General features: G+C 60.3%; 12 protein-coding genes. 3 read left to right on the top strand and 9 right to left on the bottom strand.

Annotated features, from left to right (window positions below):
- Positions 1–2: 2 nt before the first annotated feature.
- Positions 3–1364 (bottom strand): ethanolamine permease, encoded by a 1362-nt coding sequence (gene eat / locus ACSAMW_RS02055; protein ID WP_500592432.1) that lies wholly within the window; start codon positions 1362–1364, stop codon positions 3–5.
- Positions 1365–1635: 271 nt separating this feature from the next.
- Here eat and qhpR point away from each other — a divergent pair, with 271 nt between their 5' ends.
- Positions 1636–2664 carry an AraC-like transcriptional regulator QhpR gene (gene qhpR / locus ACSAMW_RS02050; protein WP_500593942.1) on the top strand — a complete coding sequence of 343 codons (1029 nt, stop codon included), beginning with the start codon at positions 1636–1638 and terminating at the stop codon, positions 2662–2664.
- Here the strand turns inward: qhpR and ACSAMW_RS02045 are convergent, their stop codons facing one another.
- The 4 genes from ACSAMW_RS02045 to ACSAMW_RS02030 all read right to left on the bottom strand — a co-directional run bounded on the left by ACSAMW_RS02045 (position 2665) and on the right by ACSAMW_RS02030 (position 7391).
- Positions 2665–3150, bottom strand: a complete 486-nt coding sequence (locus ACSAMW_RS02045; protein WP_500592431.1) for a GFA family protein — start codon at positions 3148–3150, stop codon at positions 2665–2667.
- A gap of 28 nt (positions 3151–3178) precedes the next feature.
- Positions 3179–4345, bottom strand: a complete 1167-nt coding sequence (locus ACSAMW_RS02040) for an MFS transporter (protein ID WP_500592430.1) — start codon at positions 4343–4345, stop codon at positions 3179–3181.
- Positions 4346–4458: 113 nt separating this feature from the next.
- The gene (garD, locus tag ACSAMW_RS02035) at positions 4459–6015 is read right to left on the bottom strand and encodes a galactarate dehydratase (protein WP_500592429.1); all 1557 of its coding nucleotides are present in this window, start codon (positions 6013–6015) and stop codon (positions 4459–4461) included.
- Positions 6016–6041: 26 nt separating this feature from the next.
- The gene (locus ACSAMW_RS02030) at positions 6042–7391 is read right to left on the bottom strand and encodes an MFS transporter (protein ID WP_500592428.1); all 1350 of its coding nucleotides are present in this window, start codon (positions 7389–7391) and stop codon (positions 6042–6044) included.
- Between the two features lie 372 nt (positions 7392–7763).
- On the opposite strand from ACSAMW_RS02030, the gene ACSAMW_RS02025 reads away from it, so the two are divergent.
- Positions 7764–8831: a hypothetical protein gene (locus tag ACSAMW_RS02025; RefSeq protein ID WP_500592427.1), complete on the top strand. Its 1068-nt coding sequence runs from the start codon at positions 7764–7766 to the stop codon at positions 8829–8831.
- Positions 8832–8843: 12 nt separating this feature from the next.
- Here ACSAMW_RS02025 and ACSAMW_RS02020 read toward each other — a convergent pair whose 3' ends face one another.
- A complete protein-coding gene (locus tag ACSAMW_RS02020) occupies positions 8844–8990 on the bottom strand; it encodes a hypothetical protein (protein WP_500592426.1) in 147 nt (48 codons plus the stop codon).
- Positions 8991–9133: 143 nt separating this feature from the next.
- Here ACSAMW_RS02020 and ACSAMW_RS02015 point away from each other — a divergent pair, with 143 nt between their 5' ends.
- Entirely contained in the window at positions 9134–10123 is a 990-nt protein-coding gene (locus ACSAMW_RS02015) for a threonine/serine dehydratase (RefSeq protein ID WP_500592425.1), read from the top strand.
- 58 nt (positions 10124–10181) lie between these two features.
- Here ACSAMW_RS02015 and ACSAMW_RS02010 read toward each other — a convergent pair whose 3' ends face one another.
- The 3 genes from ACSAMW_RS02010 to ACSAMW_RS02000 are packed head-to-tail and all read right to left on the bottom strand — an operon-like array spanning position 10182 to position 14585.
- Complete coding sequence (locus ACSAMW_RS02010) at positions 10182–11516, bottom strand: TolC family outer membrane protein (protein WP_500592424.1); 1335 nt, start codon at positions 11514–11516, stop codon at positions 10182–10184.
- Entirely contained in the window at positions 11516–12868 is a 1353-nt protein-coding gene (locus ACSAMW_RS02005; protein WP_500592423.1) for an HlyD family type I secretion periplasmic adaptor subunit, read from the bottom strand. Before ACSAMW_RS02005 ends, ACSAMW_RS02010 begins: the two co-directional genes overlap by 1 nt.
- Positions 12861–14585, bottom strand: a complete 1725-nt coding sequence (locus ACSAMW_RS02000; protein WP_500592422.1) for a type I secretion system permease/ATPase — start codon at positions 14583–14585, stop codon at positions 12861–12863. Before ACSAMW_RS02000 ends, ACSAMW_RS02005 begins: the two co-directional genes overlap by 8 nt.
- Positions 14586–14760 lie beyond the last annotated feature (175 nt).

Here is a 14760-nt window from a genome sequence, read left to right as displayed (position 1 = left end):
GTTCACCCCTCGTTAGCCACGGCATTGAGCTTAGGCGTGCGCCCGCGCACAAAGGTGCAAAACATCGCGCCCAGTACCATCAATGCCAGAAAGACCAGGCCCACCTGGCCGTTGAACCAGATCATCGCCACCAGGCATACCACAGCCAGGGCCAGCGCAATGCCGGGTACTACAGGATAGCCGGGTGCTCGGAAGCTGCGCTCCAGGCCAGGCTCGCTGCGGCGCAGCTTGAACAGGGCCAGCATGCTGACGATGTACATCACAATGGCGCCGAATACCGACATGGTGATCATGGCCGCCGTGAGGCTCATACCTTGCAGGTTGATCAACCCGTCGCTGAAGATGGCCGCGATGCCTACAACGCCTCCGGCAATGATTGCGCGGTGTGGCGTCTGGAATCGGGACAGCTGGGCCAGGGCTGGAGGCAGGAAGCCTGCACGCGCCAGAGCAAAGAACTGGCGCGAGTACCCCAGAATGATGCCGTGGAAGCTCGCCACCAAACCGAACAGCCCGATCCATACCAGCATGTGCATCCAGTTGGAGTTATCACCCACAACCGCCTTCATGGCCTGGGGCAAAGGGTCGTTGATGTTGGAGAGCGTACGCCAGTCACCCACGCCGCCCGCAAAAATCATGACGCCGATGGCCAGCACCACCAGTGTGAGGATGCCCGCGATATACGCTTTGGGGATGGTGCGCTTGGGGTCTTTGGCTTCTTCGGCCGCCATGGCTGCGCCTTCGATGGCCAGGAAGAACCAGATGGCGAAAGGAATGGCTGCGAATATCCCAGCCAGCGCACCGGTGCTGAAGGTGTCCTGCCCTGCCCAGCCGCCCAGGGCGAAGTTGGCGAAACTGAAGCTGGGCGCTACCACGCCCATGAACACCAGCAGCTCGGCCACGGCCAGCACGGTGACCACCAGTTCAAAGGTAGCGGCAATACTGACCCCCAGGATATTGAGTGTCATAAAGATCAGGTACGCGCCCACCGCCGCCCATTTCGGCTCCAGTGCCGGAAACTGCACATTGAGGTAGGCGCCGATCGCCATGGCAATGGCGGGCGGTGCGAATACGAACTCGATCAGGGTGGCCAGCCCTGCAATGGTACCCCCTGTAACACCGAACGCACGTAAGCTATAGGCAAAGGGGCCACCGGCATTGGGAATGGCCGTGGTGAGTTCGGTAAAACTGAAAATGAAACAGGTATACATCACGGCGACCAGCAACGTGGTGACCAGAAAGCCCAGGGTGCCTGCTGTCCCCCAGCCATAGCTCCATCCAAAATATTCGCCGGATATGACCAAGCCCACGGCAATGCCCCACAGGTGCAGGGTGCCCAGGGTGGGTTTAAGGGTGTTCGCGCTCATCAGTCATCTTCCTGAGTGTTGGCCGACGTGGTTATTCCTGAGCATAGCTAGCACTTGGTTACAAAACTTGACCGCAGGCGACGGTGCCCAGGCGCCTGCGGTCAAATCGCTTGCGCCGCCCGGCTACGGGGCATTACAAGGCGCCCATGCACTAGGCTGGGGCTAAAATTGGGCGCGTTAGGGGTTGTAGGCAGGAATGGGTTTTGCTTGAGAACCGATACGCTCACTTAACTGGTAACCAACTGTGACGCATGCCCCTGCACACTCCGCCTTGCCTGGCGCCGGTTCTGGTGCCCACCCTCATCAGGGCGTGTTGTCTGCTGCAGCCAGTGGCCTTGACGCGTTCATCACCAAGCATGGGGGCGACCTGGACCGAGTATTGGGCCGGGCCGGCGTAGACCCAGAGCAACTGGTGCATCCCACCATGAGCCTGGCGCTGCCCAACTACTGCCAGGTACTGGAAGAAGCAGCACGCCAGACCGGGTGCGAACACTTTGGCCTACGCTACGGCGAACAATTCAAACCCCAGGCGCTGGGCCTGTTGGGCTACGTTGGGCTCTGTTCACCCACCCTGGAAGCGGCCCTGGCCAACTTCGCCGCAGCCTTCCCCTTCCATCAGCATGACACCTTGATACAACTGGTAGACGTCGGCGACTGTTACCGATTCGATTACCGGATCACCCATGCCGCTATCCATGAACGGCGCCATGATGCCGAACTGACCATGGGCATGGCCATGAACCTGGTCAGGCACGTACTGGGGCCTGGTTGGGCGCCACGCCGCGTGTTGCTGGAACATAGCCGCTGGGATAATGGTGAACAGCATCGGCTTGTATTTGGCGCAGATGTGGCATTCGACCAACCCTGCAACGCCTTGGTGATTCCCAAGGCCGACCTTGCCGGGCGGGTAATGCCGGGAAGCGATCCGGTGCTGCTGATGCTGGTCAGGGATGCCATCCGCCAACTCAGTGGCTTGCCCTGCAATGACGGGCTGCCAACCCAGGTTGAAACCGAGATTGCCGCCCAGCTACCCGGCGGCGAGCCTTGCCTGGAGGCGGTGGCCTTGGCTGTCGGCCTGGCACCCTCGGCACTGCAACGGCGGTTACGCGATCACCAGTGCAGCTTTACCGAACTGGTCGAGCGTGTTCGGCGCCAGCTGGCACAGCGATACCTGCGCGAAGGCCTCACCTCAGTCACCCGGCTGGCTGCGTTGCTGGGTTACTCGGAAACCAGTGCGTTCTCTCGCGCCTTTCGCCGCTGGCACGGGGTTAGCCCGCGGCAATGGCGCCTGATCAAATAATCACCGTTCTACGCCCAGCCGTTGGTGCCACTCGGCGATGGACTCTTTCGGATACTGGTCAAACGCCTTATCACCAGGCTTGGCAGCGACCTCTACCCAACTGGCCTTGGAATCCAGCAGTAAATGAGTATGCTCAGGGGGCACTGGCAGCTCAGTATCAATGGCGCTGGCAAACGGATGGATCAGCTCAGGCCACTCCGGGCTGAACAGCCACAGCGCACTGGCGCAGAGCTTGCAAAAATGCCGCTCCGCACTGCTGGTCGTGTAGCCGCCTTGGCCGTCGGGCACGCGTGCATGGTAAACACTGATAGCCTCTTTTCCTGTTACCTGCAGCGTTCGGGCATCACCCCCCAAGTTGATGGTATACCCACCTCCGCCCTGGGTCTTGCGGCAGATGGAGCAATAACAGCGCTGATAGGGGTACGGGTGAGCGCTTTCAAGCTGGAACTTCACAGCGCCGCAGTGGCAGGAGCCTTCGAGATGCATGGCGTTCTCCGATAGAGGTTTGAGAGGGCTAATGCCCCGCTGCAGGTGTGTTCAGGTAACGTGCACTACCACTGACAAACAGCAGCAGCACGCTCAGGCTGGCCAAAGCCCATGAAAGGTTTACCCAATGGGCGAGCAGCCCGATGGTGGCCGGGCCTAGCAGGATGCCCGCGTAGCCCAGCGACACCATGGCCGGCACCGCCGCGCTTTGAGCCATCCGTTGCTGGCGGCCTACTGCAGAGAAGAGTACAGGCACGATGTTTGAACAACCCGCGCCTACCAGGGCAAAGCCCACCAGTGAGGCCGCCCAGCCTGGCACCAGCACGGCTATGGCTGCCCCTAACGCCGCACAGGCTCCTCCGAACAACACCACGCGAGCGCCGCCCAGGCGATTGACCCAGGCATCGCCAGTCAGCCGGCCGATGGTCATGGTGAGTGCAAAGGCGGCATAGCCCAAGCCCGCCAAAGCAGGGTCCATGTGACGCACCGACACCAGAAACACCGCGCTCCAGTCCAGCACGGCGCCTTCGGTGAGAAACACGATAAAGCACAAGGTACCCAGAAACAGCACAATGCCCTTGGGCACCGCGAACAGCGGGCCATCGCGCTCAGAGCCCTGTGCCAGCAATGCGTGGCCTGCGTACCCTAGCCCTGTCAGTACCAGCACCACGACGACACCTGTGGCATACAGGGGTGTGAGCCCTAGGCTAAGCAATGCCGTCATACCTGCGGCCCCAGCAATGCCACCGACGCTGAACATGCCGTGAAAGCCGGACATGACCGCCTTGTCACCGGCTTTCTCGACCAGCACGGCCTGGATGTTCATGGCGCAATCGAGCAGGCCCATGGAGGCGCCGAACAACGCCAGCGTGAGCCCCAGCGTCATGGCACTGGGCGCCACTGCCAGCAAGGGCAGAAACAAGCAAAGCAGCAATGAAGCGATCACAATGGTCCAGCGGCAGCCTCGGTGCGCGGTTAGATAGCCAGCAAAAGGCATGGCAATAATGGAACCGCCCCCCAACCCTAGCAACAGCACGCCCAAGGTGCCGTCATCCAGGCCAGCACGTGCCTTGGCCAGCGGCACCAGCGGTGCCCAGGCCGCCATCACAAAGCCTGCGATGAAGAAAGCGACCCGGGTAGACACGCGTTGCGCGCGCCCTACTGGAGCGGCAACGAAAGCAGTACTGGCAGTCATGAAGGCGTGGATCCGGTAGGGAAGACTGCCCTACCTTGCCGACCGTGGTAGGTAAAAGCAAGGCGATAGCGCTGTGTGAGAAGGGTTTCCCACACGGCGCCCGCTTGTACCTGTCAGGTGATAGGCGCAGGGTTGAACAGCACGATGTCATTGTGAAGCTTGTGCTTCTCGGCCCAGGTCTGTTCACGGCCGCTGGCCACGTCCAGGTAGTAGTGGAACAGCTCCCACCCTAGCTCCTCGATGGTTGCACGGCCGGTCGCAACCACACCGGCATCGACGTCGATCAGGTCTGGCCAGCGCTGGGCCAGCTCTGTACGGGTCGAGACCTTGACCACCGGGGCCATGGCCAAGCCGTAAGGGGTACCCCGGCCGGTGGTGAAAACGTGGAGGTTCATGCCTGCAGCCAACTGCAAGGTGCCGCACACGAAATCACTGGCTGGGGTAGCGCAGTAGATCAGGCCTTTGCCCGTCACGCGTTCACCTGGCCCCACCACGCCATTGATGGCCGAGCTGCCTGACTTCACGATGGAACCGAGGGATTTTTCGACGATATTGGATAACCCGCCCTTCTTGTTGCCAGGGGTGGTGTTGGCACTGCGGTCTGCAGCGCCCTGGTCGAGGTAACGGTCATACCAGTCCATCTCCCGCACCAGCGCCTGCGCCACCTCAGGGGTCTCGGCGCGTGAGGTCAGCATGTAGATCGCGTCGCGTACTTCGGTGACTTCGGAGAACATCACCGTGGCCCCGGCGCGAACCAATAAGTCCGAGGCAAAGCCCAATGCTGGGTTGGCGGTAATGCCGGAGAAGGCATCGCTGCCTCCACATTGCATGCCCAGTATCAGCTCGGAGGCCGGTACGGTTTCACGGCGGCGCAGGTTGAGCTTTTCCAGGCGGGTTTCTGCCAATGCCATGATCTGCTCGATCATTTCCCCAAACCCGTGGCTGGCGTCCTGCAAGCGGTACAGCCAAGGCTCGCTCAAGTCCACAGACGGGTCATTGTCATGCATCACTTGCCCGGCCTGAAGCTTTTCGCAACCCAGGCTGATCACCAAGGCTTCACCGCCCAGGTTCGGGTTGCGTGCCAGGTTACGCACGGTGCGGATGGGAATGTACGCGTCGCGGGCATTGATGGCCACGCCACAGCCATAGCTGTGGGTCAGAGCGACCACGTCGTCTACGTAGGGGTAACGTGGCAGCAACTCATTGCGAATGCGCTTTACAGCATGGTCCAGCACGCCCGTCACGCATTGTACGGTGGTGGTGATGCCCAGAATGTTTCGGGTCCCTACCGTTCCATCGGCGTTGCGATACCCCTCGAACGTAAAGCCTTCCAATGGCGGCAGCGGAGAAGGTACGGCATCGGACATGGGCAAACTGTCCAGGGGCGGTGCCGAAGGCATCGCCAGCTGAGTTTCCTTGACCCAACTGCCGCGTCGCAGGTCTTCGAGCGCATAGCCAATGACCTGCCCGTAGCGGCGGACTTCCACGCCCTTGGGAATGTCCACCAACGCCACTTTATGGCTTTGCGGAATACCTTCGACCGTGGTCAGGCCGTCCGGGAAAACGCTGCCTTCGGCAACGCCCTGGTCGTTCACGACCACCACCACGTTGTCCGCCGGGTGCAAGCGCACATAGCGTGGGGAGTCGGAGTGTTCAATCAACTGCGTCATGGGGTTGGCCCCTTGTAATGTCATCATCAGGCTTGCACAGGTTGCGTTTCAGTCAATGGCCGCCCTTCGCTGTCGCGCAATTGCACGCGGCGGATAGGCCCCACGATCACCAGGTAGCTGAACACGGCCAGCAGCGCATTGGCGCCCACATAGACCAGTGCCCACTTGAAGGACCCAGTGGTTGAAATCAGGTAGCCGATCACGATGGGCGTGGTGATGGAGGCAATGTTACCGAACATGTTGAACAAGCCGCCGCTGATACCGGCGATCTGCTTAGGCGATGTATCGGACATCACAGCCCAGCCCAAGGCACCGACGCCTTTGCCGAAGAAGGCCAGCGCCATCAACCCCACTACGAGCCAGTCCAGCGCCACGTAGTTACACAGCACCATGGTGGTGGACAGCAACAAACCGCACACGATAGGTAGTTTGCGAGCAAAGGTCAGAGAATGGCCACGGCGTAGCAGCCAGTCCGAGATAACCCCGCCCAGCACGCCACCGATAAACCCGCAGATAGCAGGAAGCGAGGCGACAAAGCCGGCCTTGAGAATGGTCATGCCACGCTCCTGTACCAGGTACACCGGGAACCAGGTCAAGAAGAAATAGGTGATACCGTTAATGCAGTACTGGCCCAGGTAGATGCCCAACATCATGCGGCTGGACAGCAGCTGGCGAACGTAGCCCCACTGCGGGCCGGTTTTCTTCTTGCCAGCCTGGTCCATGTCCACAACGCCACCGTTGTCAGCAATGTGGCGGTACTCCTGCTCCCCGATCATCGGGTGCTGGGCAGGGTTATGCAGGAACCTCATCCAGACCGCTGTAAACAGCACGCCCAGACCGCCCATTACGATAAATACATGCTCCCACCCCCAGGCATGCACGATCCAGCCCATGAGCGGGGCGAACAACACAGTGGCAAAGTATTGTGCGGAGTTGAAGATTGCCGAGGCTGTCCCCCGCTCAGCTGTAGGAAACCAGGCGGCCACGATCCGGGCGTTGCCGGGGAACGACGGCGCTTCAGCGAAGCCCACCAGAAAACGCAGGGTGAACAAGGCCATGACCGCCGTGGCGACCGGCATAAAGCCTACAAAGCCTTGAAGAATGGTAAACAGCGACCAGGTGAAGATACTAAAGGCATACACCCTTTTGGAGCCGAACCGGTCCAGCAGCCAACCACCGGGAATCTGCCCGGCGACATAGGCCCAGCCAAAGGCCGAGAAGATGAAGCCAAGGGTCAGGGCATCGATGCCCAGGTCTTTCTGGATGGTGGAACCGGCGATAGAGATCGTTGCCCGGTCGGCGTAGTTGATCGTAGTCACCACGAACAACAGAAACAGAATCAGATAACGCACATGCGTTTTCTTGTTGGCATGCATGCTGGACACTCCCACTTTTTATCGTTATGCGGGCTGACACCTCAGGCGGGTGACAGGTAGTGCTACGTTATCGTACAAGATAGGATTTAACTAGCCCATATGAGTAGGTTTATAGCCCAAGCCCCTTTATTCCTAGCCCTTTCTACATGAGGTTGTCCGACAGCCAATTTCCGGCGTGACAAAGCGCTATCGCTAATAGACATGATGCAAGCACGACATCAGCCTCCTTAATCGGTTCCCGACTTTTTTCTGGACAGCGATGAAAGGCGGGGATAAGGTTTCACTACCGAACGGCGCTATGGAGGCGTCGCGGTGCAATCGGACTGCAAGCGAGGTGGCGTTATGAGAACCAGGTGCTGGCTGGCGCTCGTTATGAGCTATCCACTGGTGAGCGGCTGTGCCCATGGTCCTGCCTTGGAGTACACCAAATTCTCGGACGGTGGCGGCGTGCCCCAGGGCGACTATGCTGGCCTGACGAAATTCACGCTAGCTCGCACACTGCTACTGGTGCAGGCTGACAACGCAGGGGTTGCGTCTGTGAGCGCGGTAGCCTCTGAAGCAGTAGGTGAAGGTACAGACTATGGCGTGAAGCCATTGGAAAGCCCAAGCAGGTCCGCACTTCAATTAATCAAATTCCCCAACTCCAACCTGGTTCGCTCTGTTAGCCTGGGTGCGCCTGCTAGCCCTGAAGGTACTACCCGGCCAGACGGTATCCGTGCTTTGCCTGAACGTGCTTTGCCTGAAAAGGTGCCTAACAAGGGACTTTCCATGGCGCTGGATATACAAGCGTTGCTTGGGGAGCCACAGCCAGGGCAGCTGTCCCGTGCAGGCCTGGCAAGCAGCAATCACCGCAAGGTTGCGTTTGAAGTGTCGTTTGAAGGGGTGCCTGCCGACGCTATTCCCACACGCCAACTGGACTTGCACCGGGCCGGCAACCTGTATTTCTATTCAGCCTGCCGCACAGCCACCCTCACCTTCCTGACACCGCCACTGACAGGGCAGCGGTTCACAGTCACCATTGCCGACCCCAACTACGTACAGACCATTGCCTTGGAGCCGGGGCAACGCGTAAGCAGCCATATGGGCTGCGGGGTGGACGTTACCACGCGCGTAGCAGGTGGCAGCCAAGGTGAAGCAGGTAATCCCCTACGCCTTACAGCGTTTGACCTGCAGAGGATGCAGGCTCAAAACCTTATAGCGGCCTGGGTTACCCGGCCCGTGGAAAGCGTCGAGCGTGCGTTGGCGGCCACAACTTCCAGAGACGCAGGCAAGACCGGGGCACGGAGGGCAAGTCACACCCCTAACCGCCCGGAAGTGGCCAAGGTGCCCAACCTGCAGCGCCCGATTGATACCGACGCGGTCGACAAACCTCAGAATGCCTTGCGCAATACTGAAATCCGCTTGCCAGCGACAGACAAGCGGCAGTCTTTCACTTTCTAAAAAGCCATAGGCTCACGCTGGGTCAGTGAGCGGCTGCTCCGGCTTCAGGTTGCCAGACTGATCACTGTTGCCCTCATCCTGCTGCGGCTCGGTGCCGTATTCGTCGTAGTCATCCGGCAATTGTGTAGGCTGGTACACGGGCTGTTCTGGCGTGGTCATGGCTGCTTCCTTTTTGATAGGCATTCATGGCTTTGAGGGACGAGGAGCCGCCTGGGTTCATTCGCACTCTAATGCGATGGCCACGCCGATTCCCTCTACACTGGTGTAAGGCCACTTTCAGCATGTCGCAACCTGGAGCCCGCATGACACAAACCACCCGAGGCACAGACGCCCTGTTAGAGACGCTGTACACGGGGATTATCGATGCACATGCAACCATTCGCCCCGCCGTGGCTGTAACCCCTCTGGCCTACAGTGAGCGCTTCTCGGCAGCCACGGGCTGCCACGTCTACCTCAAGTGCGAGCATCAGCAACACACCGGTTCTTTCAAGTACAGGGGTGCGTATAACAAGCTTCGACTGCTCTCGCGTGAAGACAGAGCGCACGGCGTAGTCGCAGCCACATCAGGGAACCATGGGCAGGCGGTGGCCCTCGCTGCCAGGCTGGCTCAGGTCAGCGCCACCGTCTACACCTCCGCCGGCACCTCGCCCTATAAGCTGGAAGCCATGCGTGCGCTTGGCGCGACGGTGGTTACCGTACCCGGCGGGTCGCTGGAAGCGGAGCTGGAGGCCGTGCGGCAGGCCGCGCTGCAAGGCAGGCCCTATATTTCTCCTTACAATGACGTGGATGTGATTGCCGGCCAGGGAACCGTTGGGGTTGAGATACACGAACAGCAACCACAGCTGGACGCCGTGTTTGCCTCCATCGGCGGCGGCGGCCTGATCTCAGGTATCGGTACAGCATTGTCCCGGCTGAACCCTCACGCTCAGATCATCGGTTGCTGGCCGGAGCAAGCGGCCGCCATGTACCATTCGCTTCAGGCAGGCCATATTCATCCCGTCCCACAGGGCGATACCCTGGCCAGCGGGTCTGCTGGCAATATCTACCCAGGGGCCATCACGTTCGATCTGTGTCAGCGCCTGCTGACCCGAAGCGTGCTGGTCACCGAGGAAGAAATCCGCTGGGCGATGAAAGCTGTCGCTGTCGACGAGCATTGGATCATCGAAGGCGCTGCAGGCGTATCCTTGGCAGGTGCCCTGAAGGTAGCCCGGACAATGCCGGGCAAGCGCTTGGTGGTCGTCCTGTGCGGGCGAAACGTGGACTGGCCGGTATTCCTGAAAGCGGTGTCGTGACGGCGGGAACCGAGCGCCCGGCTCCCTAAGGGTGGCGCCGGGTTAAACCAGAAAGCGCCTAGAACAGGGCCTCCACTTGCGTCAGTACTGCCCTGTCCATCTGCCCAGTGTGCACGTGCAACGTCACATAGCTTTGCAGCATGTCCAGCTTGGCGTTGAGCAGGTCGCGGCGCGCCTCGAACAGGCGCTGCTGAGCATCCAGGATGTCCACGGTAGAGCGCACCCCGCCCTGGAAACCCTTTTCCGTGGAGACCAATGCGCGCTGGTTGGACTCTACGGCCCGCTGGGTAGCGCGGCACTTGGCATAACCTGCTACCACGCCTGCATAAGCGGTTTCCACATCTTCAGATAGCTGCTGGCGCTGGGCGTCAGCGTCTGCCTCGGCCCCTGCCAGCGCTTCGGTTGCGCGGCGCACAGATGCACTGGTAGCGCCACCCCGGTACAGCGGAATGTCCAGGGACAAGCCTACGTAGTAACTGTCTTGCCGAGGCGACAGCTCCTGGTACTGCGAGTTTTCACGGCGCGTGAGCTGTGACGTGAGCGACAGCGTCGGGTAGTGCCCGGCGCGCTCGGATTCGGCCTGGGTTTCAGCCACTTTCACCTGTGCCATGCGCGCAGCTAGCTCGGGGCTGGCGTCCCTGGCCAGGTTGGTCCAGTACGTCAGGTCATGGGCATCGGTGAGCGGGTTGAATTCCGGAGGCATTTCCCGCATGGGCGTGATCTCTAGCAACGGCAGGCTGCCCCGGCCGGAAAGCGTGCGCAAGGCGGCGATACGCTGAGCCTGGTTTTCAGCCTCTTGAGCTTCTACCAGGTCGTAACGCGCACGGGCCTCGTCTACATCAGTGATTGCACCCTGCCCCTTATCGAACAGGCGCTGGCTTTGTTGAACCAAGCCGGAGATGGCCGCTTTTTGCTGCGCAATCAGCTTGAGCTCGTTTTCGACCCGGGCAACCGCAAAGTACGCCTTTGCCACGCGATCGAACAGGGCCTGGCTGGCGACATCATATTGCACCTCGCCCAGCTCGCCACGGGCTTTGCCTTGCTCGTAGGCAGCCCAGCGGCCCTTATCGTAAATAGGCTGCTGGGCAATCAGGGACATACTGTTGGACTGGTAGTCATCACTGTCCACGTAGCTGGAGTCCGTACCCCCATCGGTTCGCCCACCTTTGCCATACCGGCTGCTTAAGGACACTTGCGGTAACAGGCCGCCCTTGCCAATAGCTTCCTCGTTTTGTGCGGCTCTATGGGCGAAGTCGGCTGAGCGCATGACCGGATCATTCAAGCGAGAAGCATCGTACAGCTGCAGCAGTGTCAGGTGATCGGGTTCAGGGGTTTGTGCCTGAGCCGACACGGCCAGGCACAGCAGCGCAAGCACAGGCCAGCGGTTACTCATCATTCTTCCTTGAAAGCGGCAAGCAAGCGCTCGCGCAAAGGCTTCATCAAATAGTTGACCAAGGTGCGCTCACCCGTGATCACTGTCACATCGGCCATCATGCCAGGCTTGACCGGCAGGCCGCTGGCTTGCAGCTTGGGCAACGTGTCGGCCGGCAAGTTGACCTTGGCCGAGAAGTACGGCTGGTGCGTTTGCTCATCGATCAGCTGGTCAGCGGAAACGGTGGCTACCGTTCCCGTCACCGTTGGGGTGTCCACGCGCTGCAGTGCAGTGAAATGCACCTGAACCGGCAGGCCAGGGTGGAGCTTGTTCGCCAGCATCGGCGGGAAGCGTGCGGTAATCGCCAGAGGCGTATCTCCAGGAACGACCTCCATCAATGCCTGCCCTGCCGTGGCCACGCCACCGATGGTGTGCACCTTCAGGTTCATCACTTCGCCCCCCACGGGCGCATGCAACGAACCGTTATCCACTTCGAATTCTAAGGCACGGATCTGATCCGCATAGCCGGACGCTTCGGCTGCCACATCGCTCAGCTGGCTTTCAGCATCGCGCCGGAACTCTTGTTCCTGCTGCATCGCTTTGAGCTTGCTCTCATTGATGGACTGTTCGGTCTTGCCGATGTCCCCAATGGACGAAGCAATCTGGCCCGACAGCTGTGCAGTGTTGCGCTCGGCTTCAAACAGCTTGGCACGCGGCACATACCCTTCCTTGGCCAGGTCGCGCAGCCCCGTGAGTTCCTCCTTCTGAAAGCTCATCTGCGCATCGTAGTTGCCCTTTACCTGCTGATACGCACGCAGTTGCTGACTCAGCGACGCCACTTCGTGGTCCACGATACCCTGGCGGCTGGCCAGTTCGGACTTGCGGGTCTGGAACAGGTTCTGCTGCAGCGCCATGGCAGCCTTTGCCCGCGGGTCGTCGGCGTGCGCCAGCAGGTCTTCTGGCCATACGATGCTGTCCTGGCGCAGGCGCTCTGCGGTCAACCGGGCTTCGGTCGCCCGGGCGGTCAACAATTTGCCGAGGGTCACTTGCAACTGGGACCGGGCCTGTACCGTATTCAATTGCACCAGCAGTTGGCCAGCGGTCACCTGATCCCCTTCGCTGACCAGAATTTTTTCCACCACGCCGCCCACCAGAGGCTGGACAGTTTTACGCTCGCCTGACACCACCACGGTGCCCTGCCCGACCATGCCTTGGTCCAGCGGCGCCAGAAAGGCCCAGAGGAAAAATCCGCCCAGCGCAACCAACAGGAACCACAAGCCCTTACGCGCAGTACCTGCCGCATCGGCATTGGCCGTGTCATTGGCCAGGGGAGTCACCGGCGCCAGCGGGCGCCGCGCAGTTACATCACGCATCAGAACGCGCCTCTCTTACCGGGGTAGGGCCGCTAGCAGGTGGCAGAACGGCTTTGAGCACTTGATCACGGCTGCCAAACAGCTGTTGGCGACCGTCGGCCAGTACCAGAATCTTGTCGACCACACCCAGCACGCTGGGCCGGTGCGTGATCATGATGATGGTGCTACCTGCGGCTTTAAGTGCGCGCAACGCCTGCACAAGCGCTTGCTCACCGGCTTCATCCAAATTGGAGTTTGGCTCATCCAGCACAATCAACGCTGGCTGGCCAAATACGGCGCGCGCCAGGCCGATACGCTGCTTCTGGCCACCGGACAGGCCATGCCCCCCTGGGCCCAGTACCGTGTCATAGCCTTGAGGAAAGCGCAGGATCATTTCATGGATGCCTGCGTGGCGCGCAGCTTGGATGATCGGCTCTGAGGCCAGGTCCCCAAACCGGGCAATGTTCTCGGCGATACTGCCATCAAACAGCTCGATATCCTGAGGCAAGTACCCAAGGTGTGGCCCCAGCGCTTCAGGCGCCCACTGATCCAACGGTGCACCGTCGAGCCGTACGGCGCCTTCGACCGTGGGCCAGATACCGACCAGCGCACGCGCCAGCGTGGACTTGCCCGACGCGCTCGGCCCAATCACCGCCAGTATTTCGCCTTTAGCCAGCTGGAAGTCGACACCCCGCACAATGGCTTCCTGTGCGCCCGGCGCTTTTATCTGAAGCTTTTCTACCTTGATAGCACCAGTGGGCGGTGGCAATGCCATGGGCGGAACTGCTTCGGGTTCTTCCGCGAGCAGGTTGCTCAGGCGCTGGTAGCTTTGGCGCGCCCCGACGAATTGCTTCCAGGAACCAATTGCTATTTCTACGGGCGCCAGTGCACGGCCTAGCAACAGGGACATGGCAATCATCATGCCCCCGGAGATCTGCCCTTCCAGTACTAACAAGGCTCCCAGCCCCAAAGACAGCGACTGCGCGGCAATACGCACGAAGCGAGTCATGGCGCTGATACGCGCGCCCCGGTCACTGGCAACCGCTTGGGAAGCAATCATGCCTTGCTGCAACCAGCCCCACCGCTTGCGCAGCGCGGGCAGCATGCCCATGGCTTGAATCACTTCGGCGTTGTGCAAGCTGCTGTTCACGTACAGGTTGGCTTTCATGGCCAACCCATTGGCCTGCGCCAGGCTGGGGCGGGTAGAAAGCTCCCCCCATAGCGCCAACCCTACCAGGGTGAGAGCCACCACTAGCGACAATACCCCAAACCAGGGGTGGAACAGAAAAGCGATCACCATGAACACCGGTAACCACGGCGCGTCCAGCATGGCCAGCAGCCCCTGGCCGGTGATGAACTGGCGCACCTGCGTGAGGTCGCTGAATACCTGGGCGGGGTTGCTATCGGCCTTGCGCAAGCTTCGGGAAAACGCAGCATCGAACAGGCGCTGTGCCAGCCCGGCATCGATACCCGCACTCATACGAATCATGACCTGCCCGCGCAACCATTCGATGACCCCGCTGAGCATGAAAAGGCCCATGGCAATCAGGGTCAGCATTAGCAGCGTGGTTTCGTTACGGCTGGTGAGTACGCGGTCGTACACTTGCATCATGTATAAGGAGGGCACTAGCACCAACAGGTTGATCACCCCGCTGAACACCGCCAGTGACCAGAAGACCCGACGGTACTTAAGCAAAGCGGCGTCGATATCATTGCGGGGATCAAGTGTGAGGCGCATCAAAAGTGTACCGAGTGTGAAAACCGAGTCTCAGACCATGAATAAGCGAAGTCATTCCGCCATCATTGGTCATTTCCTGTCTTTTTCATGCTTCCTGCCCAGCCTCGGGAGCGCACGGGGGCAGACTGTTACAAAAGTTGGCGGAACGCAAGGTTCAGACAATGAATACGTCTGA

The organism is Pseudomonas sp. AB39(2026), assembly GCF_059831485.1.
Note: the sequence above shows the minus strand (reverse complement) of the source record. Positions and strands in the feature narration are given on the sequence as shown.

Excerpts from the sequence above, each read along its gene's own strand:
- ACSAMW_RS02000 (WP_500592422.1), bottom strand. The coding sequence starts at position 14,585 with ATGCGCCTCACACTTGATCCCCGCAATGATATCGACGCCGCTTTGCTT.
- ACSAMW_RS02045 (WP_500592431.1), bottom strand. The coding sequence starts at position 3,150 with ATGCATCTCGAAGGCTCCTGCCACTGCGGCGCTGTGAAGTTCCAGCTT.
- eat (WP_500592432.1), bottom strand. The coding sequence starts at position 1,364 with ATGAGCGCGAACACCCTTAAACCCACCCTGGGCACCCTGCACCTGTGG.
- garD (WP_500592429.1), bottom strand. The coding sequence starts at position 6,015 with ATGACGCAGTTGATTGAACACTCCGACTCCCCACGCTATGTGCGCTTG.
- ACSAMW_RS02025 (WP_500592427.1), top strand. The coding sequence starts at position 7,764 with ATGAGCTATCCACTGGTGAGCGGCTGTGCCCATGGTCCTGCCTTGGAG.
- ACSAMW_RS02020 (WP_500592426.1), bottom strand. The coding sequence starts at position 8,990 with ATGACCACGCCAGAACAGCCCGTGTACCAGCCTACACAATTGCCGGAT.
- ACSAMW_RS02005 (WP_500592423.1), bottom strand. The coding sequence starts at position 12,868 with ATGCGTGATGTAACTGCGCGGCGCCCGCTGGCGCCGGTGACTCCCCTG.
- ACSAMW_RS02040 (WP_500592430.1), bottom strand. The coding sequence starts at position 4,345 with ATGACTGCCAGTACTGCTTTCGTTGCCGCTCCAGTAGGGCGCGCGCAA.
- ACSAMW_RS02015 (WP_500592425.1), top strand. The coding sequence starts at position 9,134 with ATGACACAAACCACCCGAGGCACAGACGCCCTGTTAGAGACGCTGTAC.
- ACSAMW_RS02030 (WP_500592428.1), bottom strand. The coding sequence starts at position 7,391 with ATGCATGCCAACAAGAAAACGCATGTGCGTTATCTGATTCTGTTTCTG.
- ACSAMW_RS02010 (WP_500592424.1), bottom strand. The coding sequence starts at position 11,516 with ATGAGTAACCGCTGGCCTGTGCTTGCGCTGCTGTGCCTGGCCGTGTCG.